Origin of the sequence: Chitinophaga sp., assembly GCF_035538455.1 — a bacterium.
In the GTDB taxonomy this organism is placed as follows: Bacteria; Bacteroidota; Bacteroidia; order Chitinophagales; family Chitinophagaceae; genus Chitinophaga.
In genome coordinates this window covers 21,981-36,937 of record NZ_DATLKJ010000246.1, presented here as the reverse complement: position 1 = coordinate 36,937, position 14,957 = coordinate 21,981, and the positions used below count along the sequence as shown (strand labels likewise).

Here is a 14,957-nt window from a genome sequence, read left to right as displayed (position 1 = left end):
ATATAGCAATGTCAGGATTTTTAGCAGTCTTAGTTATTGTTCTCATATTCATAGTCATCTTCCAGATTGCGAAGGCGAGCGAATATGTGTCCATATTGAAGGGAGAAAAGAAAGCGCGCCAGCAAAGTAACCGCATCAATGGTTTCCTGCTGATAGCATTCCTGGTGCTGGGTCTCATCGGCGTGTACTACTGTAACGAATTGCTGAAAGGCAAGATCCTGGGTGAATCTGCTTCAGTACAGGGTGAAGGGGTAGATACCCTCATCTATGTAACACTGGCGATCACCGGAGTCGTATTCGTTATTACACAGATACTCCTGTTCTGGTTCGCATTTAAATATCAGGAGAAAGAAGGCCGCAAAGCTTTCTATTTCCCTCACAACAACAAACTTGAGGTAATCTGGACTGTTATCCCAGCGATAGCACTGACCGTACTCGTTGCTTTCGGTTTGAAACACTGGTTCCAATTAACTTCAGACGCTCCTAAAGACGCAGCTGTAGTAGAAATTACCGGAAAACAATTTAACTGGCTCATCCGCTACCCAGGTAAAGATGGTCAGCTCGGCCGCCGCGATTTTAAACTGATCGACGAAGCTGCGAGCAATCCATTGGGTATGGACTGGAACGATGCCCTCAACAAAGATGACTTCATGGCTACTGAGGTTCACCTGGTAGTTGGCAAACCCGTAAAATTTGTAATCGGTTCCCGCGATGTAATTCACGACGTTGGTTTACCCCAGTTCCGTATGAAAATGGATGCGGTTCCTGGTATCCCTACTACCCTGTGGTTTACGCCTAAGTTCACCACTAAACAAATGAAGGAAAAAACCGGTAATCCGGACTTCACATACGAAATTTCCTGCGATCAGATGTGTGGTGTTGGCCACTACTCTATGAGAGGAGTAATCGTTGTAGAAACGCAGGAAGAATATGACGCCTGGGTTGCTAAACAACCATTACAGTATGCACTCGCTCATCCAGCTGCTGCTCCGGCTGCACCTGCCGGCGCTCCCAAAGCTGATAGCACGCAAAAAACTGTGGCTGCCAATATCAAGTAAGCCGTAATTTTGTGTAGAAGAAAAATTTGACGCAGTACAATTAAAAATATTAAAGACAAACTGACAAACGACGATACTTCCAGGGCGTTAGTTTATTAATAAATCGAACCGATTATGAGTAACGAAGCAACATTGCACAGTCAACAGGAGGTAATGCACGGCGCGCATGATCATCATGGTCATGAGCACCACCATGAAGACAGTTTCATTTCGAAGTATGTGTTCAGCATGGATCATAAAATGATTGCCAAACAGTTCCTGATCACTGGTATCGTTTGGGCTATCATTGGTGCTTTCTTTTCTGTACTGTTCCGTTTGCAACTGGGCTTTCCTGACGCTACTTTCCCTTGGCTGGAAAGCATTCTGGGTCACTGGGCAAAAGGTGGCCGTATAACTCCTGAGGCTTACTATGCATTGGTTACAATGCACGGAACCATTCTCGTATTCTTTGTATTAACTGCCGGTTTGAGCGGTACTTTCTCTAACCTGCTGATTCCTCTGCAGGTAGGTGCCCGCGATATGGCCTCTCCTTTCATGAACTGCCTTAGCTACTGGTTCTTCTTCCTGGCCAGCCTGGTAATGCTTGCTTCCCTGTTTGTACAGACAGGACCTGCTTCCGGTGGTTGGACGATGTATCCTCCGTTGAGTGCACTGGGAGATGCTTCCATCGGCTCTAAAATAGGTGTGGACCTGTGGCTTACCAGCATGGCGCTGTTTGTTGTTTCTCAGCTGCTCGGTGGTCTGAACTATATTTCCACTATCCTGAATATGCGTACCAAAGGTATGAGCATGACCAAGATGCCGTTGACTATATGGTCATTCTTCTTTACTGCTGTACTGGGCGTACTGTCCTTCCCTGTGCTGCTGTCTGGCTTCATCCTGTTGCTGATGGACCGTCATGCAGGCACCAGCTTCTACCTGTCTGATATCTTTATCGCCGGTAAGGCACTGTCTAATGAAGGCGGTAGCGCTATTCTCTATCAACACTTATTCTGGTTCTTAGGTCACCCTGAAGTATATATCATCATCCTCCCTGCAATGGGTATGGTTTCTGAAGTACTTGCGGTAAGTTCCCGCAAACCTATCTTTGGTTACCTCGCGATGATCGGTTCACTGTTCGCCATCTGTATCCTGGCCTTCCTGGTTTGGGCGCACCATATGTTCGTAACAGGTCTGAATCCGTTCCTGGGTGCATTCTTCGTACTCCTTACATTATTGATCGCGGTACCATCAGCCATCAAGGTGTTCAACTGGCTCACCACCATCTGGAAAGGTAATATCCGCTTCACACCGGCTTCCCTTTTCTCTATCGGTTTCGTGAGCACCTTCATTTCCGGTGGTCTTACTGGTATCTGGTTGGGTAACTCTTCTATCGATATTCACCTGCACGATACATACTTCGTAATTGCACACTTCCATATCGTAATGGGTGTGTCCGCGTTCTTCGGTATGTTCGCTGGTATCTATCACTGGTTCCCTAAAATGTACGGCCGCTTCATGAACAACACATTGGGTTACGTACACTTCTGGGTAACACTGGCAGGCGCTTACCTGATTTTCTGGCCAATGCACTACGAAGGTATGGCCGGTATGCCTAGAAGATATTTCGATTACGCCAACTGGACTTCCTTTAACCAGTTCAATGGCCTGAACCAGTTCATCAGCATTGTGGTAATTCTCGTATTTGCTACGCAGCTGCTGTTCGTGTTCAACTTCTTCTACAGCATTTTCAAAGGAAGGAAATTAACTGTGCAGAATCCATGGAATGCAACTTCCCTGGAATGGACGACTCCGATCCACGCTGGTCACGGTAACTGGCCTGGTGAGATTCCTGAAGTTCACCGCTGGGCTTACGATTACAGTAAAGACGGTCGTGAATTCATTCCACAGACTGAGCCTGTGGGTCCTAATGAGTCTGCACACTAAGATATAGCACAATATTCCGGCGGCAGCCATCCTTCAACACGATTGCAGCCTCCGGAGTTTTGTTCTGATGTGATGTTTGTAAATTTGTCCCGGATTAAAGACCCGGGATGTGGATAGAAAAAAAATGTTGCAAGAAAACTCCATAAAATTGTCGACATCGTTTGCAGTAGCGAGCAAGGTGAAGGATTACTCTCAACTGATGAAGTTTAATCTCACCTTCATGGTGGTATTTTCATGTGTGGTAGGGTATCTGCTGGTGCCGGGTGTGGAGTTTAGTCTTGTTAAGATTCTTTTACTTTTTGCCGGTGGGTTGCTGGTTTCCGGATCAGCCAATACCATCAACCAGATCTGGGAGCGGAATACAGATAAACTGATGGCGCGTACTGCGCCCCGCCCGCTGCCTTCCGGCCGTATGTCTGAAGGCGAGGCAATCGGAGTAGCCGTTATCACCGGACTGGCTGGTATATTTGTGATGGCCTACTGCTTCAACTGGCTCAGTGCAATCCTCAGTTTATTTTCACTGGTAATGTACGGCTTCGTATATACACCGTGGAAAAAGTGGAATTCACTGGCAGTACTGGTAGGTGCCATTCCTGGCGCATTGCCCCCGTTGATCGGCTGGGCTGCCGGCGCAGATAACCTGAGCGAAGGTGGTTGGTCTTTGTTTGCTATCCAGTTCCTCTGGCAGTTCCCACATTTCTGGGCTATTGCCTGGATCGGGCATAAAGATTACAGCAGGGCCGGCTTCAAACTGTTGCCAGCTAATGGCGAACCAAACAGGTACATTGCCTTGCAGGCCGCCATGTATACTTTACTGCTCATCCCCGCAGGAGTAGCGCCTTACCTGTTGAAAATAACAGGCAGTATGTCTGCAATAGTAGCTATTCTTGCAGGAGTATTCTTCCTGTACCGCGCTATTAACCTGTACAGAAAGAACGACGTTCCCGCAGCACGTAAGCTGATGTTCGGATCTTATATCTATCTGACCGTCATCCAGCTCTCACAACTGCTGGACAAAGCTTAATAAACCGAAACAGAAGGAGTGATGCATACAATGAGCATACAACGTAAAAAAATACATCCGCACAAATATTCCCTATGGATAGCAATGGGTAGCATTACCATGATGTTCATCGGGTTTACCAGTGCGTACGTTGTGAAGAGATCGCAGGCTAACTGGCTGGCATTTGAACTGCCGCATATTTTCTGGTTATCCACTGCTGTGATATTATTAAGTAGCCTGACCATACACCTGGCTTTAAAGAAATTTAAAGAAAGGAATATGCAGCGCTACAAACAGCTGATAACAGTAACAGCTGTACTTGGTGTGGCATTTGCCGCACTTCAGTGGGTAGGTTTTTCTCAGATGAGGGCCAACGGATTACCGCTCGACGGGCCGGTTTCCGCCTCATTTATTTACGTTATAGTAGGCGTACACATGTTGCACGTTCTGGGTGGTGTGGTTGCACTGCTCGTTATGTTTGGCAGGGCTTACAGAACCCGCGTACGTACCTACAGCCCAGTGCCCATCGAAGTGGCCGCTACTTACTGGCATTTCGTGGATGCATTGTGGATTTACCTGTTAATTTTTTTAAGTATCGCGAGATAAACTTTGTAAAATTTTATAAAACTAACAATGGATACAGCAGTTACAGCGAAGAAAAAATGGTGGGCCGGAGGATATTCTCCCTTTAATGTGAGCTATGGCAAGTTGATGATGTGGTACTTCCTGATCTCAGATGCGTTCACTTTCGGCGCATTGTTGATCTCTTATGGTACCATCCGGTTTTCCAGCACATCCTGGCCTGATCCGAATGACGTTTTCCGCTCTTTCCCTGGTATGGGACACGCCAACCTCCCGCTGGTATTCGTGAGCTTGATGACATTCATCCTCATCATGAGTTCTGTAACCATGGTACTGGCTGTACACGCCGGTCACATGAGAGATAAGAAAGCTGTGGCCAAATGGCTCGCCTGGACTATCGTTGGTGGTATCGCCTTCCTGAGCTGTCAGGCATGGGAATGGACACACCTGTATCATGAAGGCGCATGGTGGGGACGCAATCCTTTCGCTAACGTAGATGGTACGCTCGCATCTACCAACTTTACCAACTTCTTCTTCACCATCACAGGCTTCCACGGTCTGCACGTAACTTCAGGTGTGGTACTCAATATCATCATCCTGGCCAACGTACTGAAAGGAACTTACGAAGAAAGAGGTCACTATGAAATGGTGGAAAAAGTAGGTCTGTACTGGCACTTTGTAGACCTGGTTTGGGTATTCGTATTCACCTGCTTCTACCTGCTGTAAGCATCGGAGCTGCAATACAGATACAAGGTTTGTTATCAGTTATTTGGAATCTGAATTATTAGGAACTTATTAATTTAAACTAGCAATGGAGCATACACATACTGCAGCGGAACATGAAAGCACTCATGCTGCTTCTTCTACCAAAACTATCTGGAGAACATTCTGGATACTGCTGTGTATCACTATGGTGGAAATCGGACTGGCATTCTTACACCTGGAAACAGGCTTCCCCAGCAGAGTACTGTTGAACGCTGTATTCGTTGGCCTTACAGTAGTGAAAGCATTTTACATCGTAGCTGAATTCATGCACCTCGGTCATGAAATCAAAAACCTGATATACACTATCTTAATTCCTTTGCTCCTGTTCGTTTGGTTCATCATCGCTTTCCTGTACGAGGGTAACTCCTGGAAAAATATGATCAAAGATCTGAGCCCAGGCACTAAGATTGAAGCACCGAAAGCTCCTGTAAAAGAAGCTGAACACGGCGGCAAACACTACTAGTTTTTTTTGACTGTTAAATCTCAAGTACCATTTCTCGCAGGGCTATTTTAGGGGTTGCATTGGCAATATTGGTGCCTCTCACTGGTTATCTTATTGTGAACCATTACAGTAAGAACGTAATACCTATACCAGGGTATTTTATTCCGGAAAGAGTAGATACCATCGTGAAGAACGGAAAGACTACTTACGATACGGTTTTTCACAAGATCAGGGATTTTAAGCTCACCAATCAGCTGGGTCAGCAGGTAAGCCTTAAAGACATGGAAGGAAAAGTTCTCCTGGTGGACTTCTTCTTCACTTCCTGTCCCTCTATCTGCCCTACCCTTACCAAAAACCTGAGAAAAGTACAGAGTGCATACATAAAGAACGACTCTTTATTACAGATACTCTCCTTTTCAGTAGATCCGGTGAGAGATTCAGTGCAAAAACTCAGGAAGTACGGTTACGATTACCAGGTCAATCCTGATAACTGGTGGCTGCTTACCGGCGATAAAAAAGAAATCTACGACCTCGCCAGACATGAGTTCTTCGTAACAGTTACAGAAGGCGATGGAGGCCCGGATGATTTCGTACACACAGAGAAGTTAGTGTTGATTGATAAAGACCGGAACATCAGAGGGTATTACAACGGACTCGATTCCAACGCAGTGAGGCAATGCGCATCAGACATCGCCACACTGCACCTTGAAAAAGGCAGACATCGGCCCGGTTTTCTGCAATTCCTGAAGCGAATATTTTCCGGCAACTGATTGAAGAAAATATTTTGTGAAAGGTGAATAGAGAAAGGTAGTTCATCTTTCTTTATTCACCTTTCGCTTTTTTGTAGGTATATGGAACTGAAAAACAAAAACCTGAACACCCCCATTGCTATTGTGTCTGTAGCTATTCCAGTAGTGGTGGCATTGCTGTTCTTCCTTCCGAAACCAGAGATGCATCCCGGTTTCGACATAAAGATCCTTCCCCTTTTCCATGCTATTCTGAATTCAGCCACTGCTGTACTGCTGCTGGCTAGTCTGTATTTTATCAAGAATAAGCATGTGAAAGCGCATAAGATCACCAACCTGATTGCCGTGACCCTGTCGATAGTGTTTCTGGTGTCTTATGTAACTTATCATGCACTGGCGCCGGAAACACGCTTCGGAGACGTGGATCATAACGGGGTGCTCGATGCCGGTGAAAAAGCGCTGCTGGGTGGCGTCCGTTATGCATATTATTTCCTGTTGCTCACACACATTGTTCTGGCAGGTATTATTGTGCCGCTGGTATTGTTTACGCTGCTCCGCGGCTTCCAGAATGATATTCCCCGCCACCGTAAAATAGCCCGTATCACCTGGCCAATTTGGTTTTATGTGGCGGTTACCGGTGTGATCGTTTATATCATGATCTCCCCTTATTACCATTGATAATTTTGATCAGGGATTTTAAAGGGGATGGATTAATTTTGACAGATTAAGATAATTTCTTTGCTATGAAAAAGTGGAGTTTGTTATTACTTACAGGAGTCCTTACAATGATGGGTTCATCTCTCATGGCACAGTGTTCATTGTGCACGAAAACGGCTCAGCAACTAGGAGAAGGCCCAGCCAAAGGGTTAAACAATGGTATCCTGATGTTGGCGCTCACTCCCTTGTTAATTATCGGATTCCTTGCTTTCCGCTGGTGGAGAAGCAATCGCGAAGCCTGAAATAAATAGCTTTTAGCTTCCAGGAACTAGAAGCTAAAAGCTAAAAACTGTTTTCCCCCTTACGCTTCTTCCTCACTCAGTTCAAAATCGGTACAGTCTACCAGAAGATCTGCTTGCTTCATGGTAGTCTTAAACAGATTGCAGTAATGTCCTCCTTTTTTCTGGGAGTAGTGCGCACAGTTGAAGCACATGTGTTGCGTTGTGATAACTTCTTCCTGGTTGAGCTGATGGATAAGTTGCATCAACTGCTCAAGTAATGCACCCTGCTCTTTCGTTGGCTTGGCATCAACAGCTTCCTGTAAAGGAGTGGCAAAGTGTTCTACCTTTTTAGCAATTGCCCTTCCCTCTTTCAGTAAGTGGAGAGTATGGCTGCGGGTATCAGTAGTACTTGGCTTCCTTACAAGGTAACTTTTCTGTTCCAGCGACTTCACAGCATCACTGATAGTGGCTTTGGTCATATTAAAATATGACGCCAGAGAAGTAACCGTACGCTTTTCTTCTGGATAATGAAGCATAAAGGTAAGCACCTGTATCTGTATGGGACTTAACCCATACTGGGTGGCCTCTTGCCATAAAAGTACTCTAAAAGCCTCTGATAGGCGCTCCAATGCTACAACAACTTTGCTAGATGTGCTTTCTGCCTGTTGAGCGGGGCTGAATGCGGAAATTTTCCCCATATAATACGCTGTCCTTATAGTTAGCGGAGCAAGGTACAAATAAAACTATCTGTTTAAATAACATCTTAGTAATATCCTGAAAAAAATAATTTCAGAATGGCGCCTGCTGTGACGACGGGTATATCCATAGAAGTACACTGAGACTCACTGCTTTATACCAGGCCTGATGCATCTTTGAGACGTCTTCCGGCTTATGACCCGTATTGATGAGGTATTCCCTACCTATCTCACTGATTGGATAAATGAAGGTAAATATATATCGAAGGTAAGCAGCAGGAAATGCAGGCAGATCATTGAGAGGCTGATTCTTTGCCTGCAACTGGCTGATGATCTTTTGTTCAAATTCCCACCAGCGGCCACTTTCCGGGCGTTCACACAACCGGGTGATCCATTCCCTGAAATGGGGCCTTAACGACTGAATGTAATCAAGATCAGGGGAGCCGCTGCTTGTGAAATAATTGGCAAGGTAGTGATTAGCAGCAATGCCTTCATACCATCTGTTAAGTATGGCTTCGGCATGTGGTGCAAGGAGCTCGCCTGCCAAAGTAAGCATCTGTTCATCTTCCTGTGTAAACAACATCATCCTTTTTAGCTTTACTAACGTCTGAGCGTCTACCGATGAGCCTTTTGGGTCGGGTATTATAGATCCTTTTTGCACTGCATTATCCATACATACAGTTTATTTCGCCTCACAAAAAAGTTGTAGGTCTGATACAAATATAATGAGGCTTCCTAACTAAAAAAAGTATTCCTGTTTATTTATCGAATGGTTAACAAAGTGTTATGATCAGATATATACATAGAGAATCAAAATAATTTGAGATTTTGCACCCAACAACTTAGCTTTGGACGCCGTAGATACAGCATTATAATCACTATACATGCAGAACTTTTTTCATCGCTTTAACAGGAATGGTTTATTGTTAAGCCCTATTCCGCAACAGGATAACAATGGGCCGGAAATTGCGCCGGCATTAGATCTTACCAGAATGCCGTACCTCATCGTACTGGCGGTACTGGTATCTGCCACCGGTATCATGCTTGCTACGGGCATAATGTGGCTGATAAATGTAATTACACAACTGTCTTTTTTCGGAAATCCAGGCCCCGGCACTGATATTCCTGCAGATACGGAATTGGGTAAAGCTATACTGCTAATCCCTGTTGTGGGAGCTGTAGTAGCAATATTCCTGCAATGGCGCAACAACCCGTTGCTGAAAGTATTGGGCCTGACAGCCATCATTGGTACTGGTGCTCCACTGGGGGAAGAAGGTCCTGTAATGTTGATTCCGGGCGCGCTGGCTGTGCAAATGCAGAAGCAACTGAAGATAAATGCGGCAGAACTGAATATCCTATCGATAACAGGCATCGCTGCCGGTTTATCGTGGTATTTTGGTGTACCGGTGGCCGCGCTGTGTTTGGTATTGGAAGTGTTGCTGATACAATGGAGCTTTGCATCCATACTGCCGGTACTGGCAGGCGTGGTAACAGGGGCTGCTTTACATTACTTCTTTCAGGGAACTGAACCTGCTTTCATACTTGGCAATGGGCCTGCGGTAAGTGCTAAAGCCTTACTGGTTTATACTGCCATAGGCCTGTTGATCGGTTTATTCTCAGCATTGATTATTGGATTGATGAAGCGGTTAAACAGATTGTTTGACCAGCTGCTACAGCAAAGCCGGTGGTGGATGCTTTCAGGTGCAATATTGACGGGCCTTCTGGCCTGCTCTACTCCGGAGATACTGGGAACAGGTAATAAGTATATCAATGACCTGTTGCAGGCACATGTTACATTACAGTTGTTGTTTGCATTGAGTCTTATGAAATTGCTTAGCTGGATGATTGTTACATCATCCGCCAAAACGGGTACCACTGTTATGCCGTTGCTGTTAATAGGAGGGGCACTGGGGCTTTTGCTGGCGGTGATCTTCCAGGTGGCATGGCCATCGGCGATTATCAATCCGGGCATGGCTGCATTGATCGGCATGGCAGCTATGCTGGCAGGTGTATCAAGAGCGCTGATCACTACGGTGATTTTTGCAGTGGAAACTACGCACCAGCCTGAAACAATTCTTCCTTTAATATGTGCTACTGTAGCCGCATACAGTGTTTCGTTCTTCCTGGTTAAGAAACGAGTGGATGGTCAGCTGAAAGTAGAGATATAACGGTATAGGTTAAACGAATGTTGCTGTAGTTGTTGTTGTATAGATGCTTGTAACTCTCTTTTGTTGATGTCTTTCATTCGTCGGTGCTGTATCAGCTGGTAGGCTTTTTCTGTGAGTAGCAAGACTCGTCTGCGTTGTTCGTGCGATACGGCATGATGATGTGCATCGATGGCGGTTACAATTTCGTGTATACCTTGCAGTTGTGTAGCTACTGACTTGATAACCGGGATCTCCCACCCATCGTGCTGCCTGCTGTGGGCAAGGAGGCGCAGGTTCTTCACAAAGGCATCTGCATTATCACGATCGGACTTATTTACTACAAAGATGTCTGCAATCTCCATCAATCCGGCTTTCATGGTTTGTATCTCGTCGCCTGCTTCCGGTACCACTACCACGATGGTGGTATCAGCAATACCTGCTATCTCTACTTCGCTCTGCCCTACTCCCACTGTTTCAATAAAAAGATAATCAAAGCCGGCTGCTTTGATGAGGTCACTTACTTCTATGATCTTGGGACTAAGACCACCCAGTGCGCCTCTGCTGGCCATCGAACGGATATATACATCGGGGTGATTAAAATGCTGGCTCATACGTATCCTGTCTCCCAGCAAGGCGCCGAAGTTAAATGGCGACGATGGATCTACAGCGATGATAGCTATACGTTTCTGCTGTTCCAGCAGGTGAGAAATCAGTGCATTTACAAGTGTGCTCTTTCCTGCTCCCGGAGGACCAGTAACACCTATTACTTTCGTGTTACTGCTGTCAGGCAGCTGTTGCAACAGTGCTTCGTAACCCGGGGATTCATTTTCTACCAGTGAAATGCACCGCGCCAGCGATTTAATATCTCCTTTCTGTAATCCTTCAATATATGGCTGGTACATCACAAACACTTGCTGTTTAAGAGTAAGTAAAATAGTAATAATGTTATCTATAAAGGTATTTCTTTTACTTAATATATTGCAAAAGTATGCATGATAAGCTGGCACTGCATCTTCTATGAGGATCGTTTTTTTTATCTTTAGATTAAATACGACTTCGTAAGATGACCAACTTTATTTCCATATTTCCGTTAGGCGTGGTGGTGTATCCCGGTGAACAGCTGAACCTGCATGTATTTGAACCCCGCTATAAACAGCTGGCCGGAGAATGTGTGGCTGAGCGTAAACCTTTCGGTATACCTGCGGTTATCAACAAGGAAGTAATGGAATACGGCACCCTGGTGGAGATAGAAAAGGTAGCAAAGGTCTATGATAACGGAGAGATGGACCTGGTAACCCGAGGCACCAGCGTTTTCCGTACATTGGAACACATCAATGCCATCCCGGATAAACTTTATGGCGGCGCCATTGTAAACTATCCGGAAAATAACTCCTCCGGTAATTCCCGCCTCCTGGATGAGGTGCTGCATGCAGTCAGGGAGTTACATGCCATATTACAGATACATAAAGTATTCAAAAAGCCTGATAACCAACTTGCTGCCTACGATCTGGCTCACCACGCAGGGCTGTCTCTGCAGGAGGAGTATGAGCTCTTGCACCTCTTTTACGAAGTACAGCGCCTGGAATACCTCAAACGCCACCTGCATAAGGTAATTCCCATGATGGCCGAAATGGAGCGCCTGAAGGAGCGGGTAAAGCTAAATGGGCATTTCAGGAATTTATCTGCTGAAAATTTGTAATTTTTATGAAGGTGATTGTCTGGTAAAGGTTTTCGAGGAAAAGAACGGTAACTTTAACGCGTTTTTAACAGGGCGGAATTTGGTTTTTTTTGCTTCCCGCCTTAAAAAGTAGATATTTGCAAACCCATATTTTCACTGGACAAGGGTTTAAACTCAATATCTCATACGAAATGCATTGGACAAAAGTCAGTATTCTTTGCTTCCTGGTTGGTTTTTTCCTGGTGGCAAATAATGCTATAGCACAGGATAACTCTCCATATTCGCGTTACGGCCTCGGCGACCTGAATAACAACCAGAATACGGTTAACCGTGGTATGGGTGGCGTATCCCAGGCTTATGGCGATCCGCAATCCGTTAACTTTATCAATCCGGCCAGCTACTCCAACCTGCTGTTGACTACACTGGATGTGGGCATTGAAGGCGGTTCCCGCTCTATTGCCGATAAAAACACCAAGTTCAGCTCAGGCTTTGGTACAATATCTTATTTACAGATTGGTATCCCGCTGGCTAAAAAATGGGGCCTCAATCTGGGTCTGCGCCCTGTTACCAGGGTAACTTACAACCTCCAGCAGTCTGAAGACAAAACCTTCTTCGATACCCTGAAAATGCCTATCGCCAACAGGTATGAAGGCAGCGGCGGGCTTTATCAGATCTATGGTGGAACCGGCGTAGGCATCGGGAATTTTAGTATCGGGGTTAACGTTGGATACCTCTTTGGTAGCGTAGAAACCAATACACACGTTATTTACCCTGTAACTGACATCAATTCCTCCAGGCACATGCAGCGTGTCAGCTACAACAGTTTCTTCTATAAAGTAGGTATTCAGTACCGCGCCAAACTCAACAAGGAAATGGACCTGTCTTTCGGCGCTACCGGAAGTCTGAAGCAGAATATGTCAGCAAAGAAAGAAAGCCTGAGCCAGAATCAGCTTTACAATGCATCTTCCGATAACTTTACTCCCCTTGACACCGTAAGCTATGTAAAAGGTGATAAAGGAACAGTTGTATATCCCCAGGAATTCGGCGCCGGTTTGATGCTGCGCAAGTTCGATAAATGGCTGGTAGGTGTTGACTTCAATACTACACAATGGAGCAACTTTACCAACTACGGAGCCAAAGACTCTCTCCAGAACTCCTGGAAAATGTCGGTTGGTGGACAGTTCGTACCAAACGCTACAGCGCTCAGCGGATACTGGAACCGCGTGGCATACCGCCTGGGTGCCTACTATGGCCTGGATTACCTGAAGCTGAACGGCCAGGATATGAATATCCTCGGCTTCACAGTAGGTGCTGGCCTGCCAGTACGCCGCATGCCATACTCTAACCAATATAGTATGCTCAACGTAGCATTTGAAGTTGCGCACCGCGGCAGCAACAATACTGCGCTGAAAGAGAATATCTACCGCCTGTCTCTGGGCTTTACCCTGAGCGACAGATGGTTTATCAAAAAGAAATACGATTAATGCCATTGGCATAAGAGAATAGGTAAAAGTGGAATGTGTGTGAAATGCATTCCACTTTTACGTTATAATATGCCATCGTATCTTTGGAAATCTTTAATATCAATGACCAGAAAATTTATCTTATTTATACTGTTGACAGGAATAATGGCAGGCTGTGAAAACGACATCCAGGCGGTGATGGAGTTCGACTCCAAAAAAGCTGCGGTGGAGAACGGTACTGACATTATCACGATCTTCAGCCAGGGCGGAAAGGTAAACGCCAAGCTAACGGCGCCTGCTATGGAACGCAGTATTGATAAGCCTGCCTATGTTGAGTTCAAGCAGGGCCTCAAAGTGTTTATGTATAACGATACCCTTGGGCTCGAAAGCACGTTGTCTGCCAAAAAAGGTAAGTACCTGGAAGATGAAGGCAACGTATACCTGTCTGATAGTGTTGTGGTTATCAATAAGAAAGGCGAACGCCTGGATACCAAAGAGCTGAACTGGGACCCGAAGCGCAAGATCTTCTACTCCACCAAAGAAGTGTTTATTAAAACCCCTACCGATTCACTCCATGGATGGGGACTGGAAGCCAACGAGGATTTCAGCGAGAAAAAGATAATCAGTGTAAGCGGCCCTATCACCGTACAGGATAGTGTTTCCACTCAATAAGTAATTACCGGAATCTATATAACTAAAGAACCCCCGCTGAAGGCGGGGGTTCTTTAGCTTTAACCTATTTTTTAACCTAAAATTTGTAATATTAAAAACAATAACTATGCCAGTTTAATATGTTTTCTACGATAAAACGACCATATATCCTGACTTTCATTCACTTGATAAATAAATCCGTTGGAGATCGGTTATGAGATATTTATATTTATATATTTAGAGAAACTGTTAGGATATGGAAACAATAAACTGGTTGGATTTTGAAAAGATAGAAATGCGGGTCGGCACAATCCTGGAAGCGAATGATTTTCCGAAGGCCCGTAACCCCGCTTATCAACTGCTGATAGATTTTGGTCCGGAGCTGGGGCTTAAAAAATCTTCTGCCCAGATAACCCGCCTTTACCAGAAAGAAGAGCTGATAGGCAAGCAAATTATAGCGGTAGTTAACTTCCCTCCCAAACAAATTGCCACCTTCATGTCTGAGTGCCTGGTGCTGGGGGTAGTGGGTGATGATAAGGAGGTAGTACTCCTAAAGCCCGATAAACCAGCCAAAAATGGGCAACGAATTGGGTAAATACCTTTTTTGTACTGATTATGAAATTATAATATCTAATCAAATATTATAATTTTAAATTATTATAATATCGCATTTTGTTTAATATGATACCATATTTACCATATTCTTCATTTCACGAACAATAATACATCGTTCACGGAAATGAAAATACAGACTAAAATCGTAGCTATATCTTTGTTCTAGGTTTTTCATAGGATATGGTTAAAATTATTACAAGGGCGGTATTCTTACCGCCTTTTTTATTTTCGTTCCAATAGTACCTGGG

Annotated in this window: 17 protein-coding genes; 14 read left to right on the top strand and 3 right to left on the bottom strand. The window is 45.0% G+C overall.

Annotated elements, in window-relative coordinates; genetic code table 11:
* The first annotated feature begins 8 nt into the window (after nt 1-8).
* The 9 genes from VM802_RS28825 to VM802_RS28785 all read left to right on the top strand — a co-directional run bounded on the left by VM802_RS28825 (nt 9) and on the right by VM802_RS28785 (nt 7,481).
* Nucleotides 9-1,058, top strand: coding sequence for a cytochrome c oxidase subunit II (locus VM802_RS28825; protein ID WP_325537331.1), 1,050 nt, complete (start codon nt 9-11; stop codon nt 1,056-1,058).
* Nucleotides 1,059-1,172: 114 nt separating this feature from the next.
* Nucleotides 1,173-2,984, top strand: a complete 1,812-nt coding sequence (locus VM802_RS28820) for a cytochrome c oxidase subunit I (RefSeq protein WP_325537329.1) — start codon at nt 1,173-1,175, stop codon at nt 2,982-2,984.
* Nucleotides 2,985-3,132: 148 nt separating this feature from the next.
* The gene (gene cyoE / locus VM802_RS28815; protein WP_325537327.1) at nt 3,133-4,008 is read left to right on the top strand and encodes a heme o synthase; all 876 of its coding nucleotides are present in this window, start codon (nt 3,133-3,135) and stop codon (nt 4,006-4,008) included.
* Nucleotides 4,009-4,029: 21 nt separating this feature from the next.
* Nucleotides 4,030-4,593, top strand: a complete 564-nt coding sequence (locus tag VM802_RS28810) for a cytochrome c oxidase subunit 3 (RefSeq protein WP_325537325.1) — start codon at nt 4,030-4,032, stop codon at nt 4,591-4,593.
* 27 nt (nt 4,594-4,620) lie between these two features.
* Entirely contained in the window at nt 4,621-5,295 is a 675-nt protein-coding gene (locus tag VM802_RS28805) for a cytochrome c oxidase subunit 3 (RefSeq protein WP_325537323.1), read from the top strand.
* Nucleotides 5,296-5,380: 85 nt separating this feature from the next.
* The gene (locus VM802_RS28800; RefSeq protein WP_325537320.1) at nt 5,381-5,797 is read left to right on the top strand and encodes a cytochrome C oxidase subunit IV family protein; all 417 of its coding nucleotides are present in this window, start codon (nt 5,381-5,383) and stop codon (nt 5,795-5,797) included.
* Nucleotides 5,798-5,856: 59 nt separating this feature from the next.
* The gene (locus tag VM802_RS28795; protein WP_325537318.1) at nt 5,857-6,546 is read left to right on the top strand and encodes an SCO family protein; all 690 of its coding nucleotides are present in this window, start codon (nt 5,857-5,859) and stop codon (nt 6,544-6,546) included.
* Between the two features lie 81 nt (nt 6,547-6,627).
* Nucleotides 6,628-7,200, top strand: coding sequence for a DUF420 domain-containing protein (locus tag VM802_RS28790; RefSeq protein ID WP_325537316.1), 573 nt, complete (start codon nt 6,628-6,630; stop codon nt 7,198-7,200).
* A gap of 65 nt (nt 7,201-7,265) precedes the next feature.
* Nucleotides 7,266-7,481, top strand: a complete 216-nt coding sequence (locus tag VM802_RS28785) for a CAMCR motif-containing small membrane protein (protein ID WP_524537105.1) — start codon at nt 7,266-7,268, stop codon at nt 7,479-7,481.
* Between the two features lie 59 nt (nt 7,482-7,540).
* On the opposite strand, the gene VM802_RS28780 is transcribed toward VM802_RS28785, so the two are convergent.
* A complete protein-coding gene (locus VM802_RS28780; RefSeq protein WP_325537312.1) occupies nt 7,541-8,158 on the bottom strand; it encodes a MarR family winged helix-turn-helix transcriptional regulator in 618 nt (205 codons plus the stop codon).
* A gap of 91 nt (nt 8,159-8,249) precedes the next feature.
* A complete protein-coding gene (locus VM802_RS28775) occupies nt 8,250-8,828 on the bottom strand; it encodes a protoglobin domain-containing protein (RefSeq protein ID WP_325537310.1) in 579 nt (192 codons plus the stop codon).
* Nucleotides 8,829-9,039: 211 nt separating this feature from the next.
* On the opposite strand from VM802_RS28775, the gene VM802_RS28770 reads away from it, so the two are divergent.
* A complete protein-coding gene (locus VM802_RS28770; RefSeq protein WP_325537308.1) occupies nt 9,040-10,323 on the top strand; it encodes a chloride channel protein in 1,284 nt (427 codons plus the stop codon).
* On the opposite strand, the gene meaB is transcribed toward VM802_RS28770, so the two are convergent.
* Nucleotides 10,302-11,204 (bottom strand): methylmalonyl Co-A mutase-associated GTPase MeaB, encoded by a 903-nt coding sequence (gene meaB, locus VM802_RS28765; protein ID WP_325537369.1) that lies wholly within the window; start codon nt 11,202-11,204, stop codon nt 10,302-10,304. The two genes, VM802_RS28770 and meaB, sit on opposite strands and share 22 nt — an antisense overlap.
* Before the next feature lie 161 nt (nt 11,205-11,365).
* Between meaB and VM802_RS28760 the strand changes: the two genes are divergently transcribed.
* From VM802_RS28760 to VM802_RS28745, 4 genes are all read left to right on the top strand, one after another.
* Nucleotides 11,366-12,001 (top strand): LON peptidase substrate-binding domain-containing protein, encoded by a 636-nt coding sequence (locus VM802_RS28760; RefSeq protein WP_325537306.1) that lies wholly within the window; start codon nt 11,366-11,368, stop codon nt 11,999-12,001.
* Nucleotides 12,002-12,171: 170 nt separating this feature from the next.
* Nucleotides 12,172-13,464, top strand: a complete 1,293-nt coding sequence (gene bamG / locus VM802_RS28755; protein WP_325537304.1) for a beta-barrel assembly machine protein BamG — start codon at nt 12,172-12,174, stop codon at nt 13,462-13,464.
* Between the two features lie 102 nt (nt 13,465-13,566).
* Nucleotides 13,567-14,115, top strand: a complete 549-nt coding sequence (gene lptC / locus VM802_RS28750) for an LPS export ABC transporter periplasmic protein LptC (protein WP_325537302.1) — start codon at nt 13,567-13,569, stop codon at nt 14,113-14,115.
* Nucleotides 14,116-14,350: 235 nt separating this feature from the next.
* Complete coding sequence (locus VM802_RS28745) at nt 14,351-14,689, top strand: tRNA-binding protein (protein ID WP_325537301.1); 339 nt, start codon at nt 14,351-14,353, stop codon at nt 14,687-14,689.
* Nucleotides 14,690-14,957 lie beyond the last annotated feature (268 nt).

Coding starts and splice junctions, on each gene's coding strand:
- VM802_RS28820 (WP_325537329.1), top strand. CDS start 1,173: ATGAGTAACGAAGCAACATTGCACAGTCAACAGGAGGTAATGCACGGC.
- VM802_RS28790 (WP_325537316.1), top strand. CDS start 6,628: ATGGAACTGAAAAACAAAAACCTGAACACCCCCATTGCTATTGTGTCT.
- VM802_RS28745 (WP_325537301.1), top strand. CDS start 14,351: ATGGAAACAATAAACTGGTTGGATTTTGAAAAGATAGAAATGCGGGTC.
- VM802_RS28805 (WP_325537323.1), top strand. CDS start 4,621: ATGGATACAGCAGTTACAGCGAAGAAAAAATGGTGGGCCGGAGGATAT.
- VM802_RS28760 (WP_325537306.1), top strand. CDS start 11,366: ATGACCAACTTTATTTCCATATTTCCGTTAGGCGTGGTGGTGTATCCC.
- VM802_RS28810 (WP_325537325.1), top strand. CDS start 4,030: ATGCATACAATGAGCATACAACGTAAAAAAATACATCCGCACAAATAT.
- meaB (WP_325537369.1), bottom strand. CDS start 11,204: ATGTACCAGCCATATATTGAAGGATTACAGAAAGGAGATATTAAATCG.
- VM802_RS28785 (WP_524537105.1), top strand. CDS start 7,266: ATGAAAAAGTGGAGTTTGTTATTACTTACAGGAGTCCTTACAATGATG.
- bamG (WP_325537304.1), top strand. CDS start 12,172: ATGCATTGGACAAAAGTCAGTATTCTTTGCTTCCTGGTTGGTTTTTTC.
- VM802_RS28775 (WP_325537310.1), bottom strand. CDS start 8,828: ATGGATAATGCAGTGCAAAAAGGATCTATAATACCCGACCCAAAAGGC.
- lptC (WP_325537302.1), top strand. CDS start 13,567: ATGACCAGAAAATTTATCTTATTTATACTGTTGACAGGAATAATGGCA.
- VM802_RS28800 (WP_325537320.1), top strand. CDS start 5,381: ATGGAGCATACACATACTGCAGCGGAACATGAAAGCACTCATGCTGCT.
- VM802_RS28780 (WP_325537312.1), bottom strand. CDS start 8,158: ATGGGGAAAATTTCCGCATTCAGCCCCGCTCAACAGGCAGAAAGCACA.
- VM802_RS28770 (WP_325537308.1), top strand. CDS start 9,040: ATGCAGAACTTTTTTCATCGCTTTAACAGGAATGGTTTATTGTTAAGC.
- VM802_RS28825 (WP_325537331.1), top strand. CDS start 9: ATGTCAGGATTTTTAGCAGTCTTAGTTATTGTTCTCATATTCATAGTC.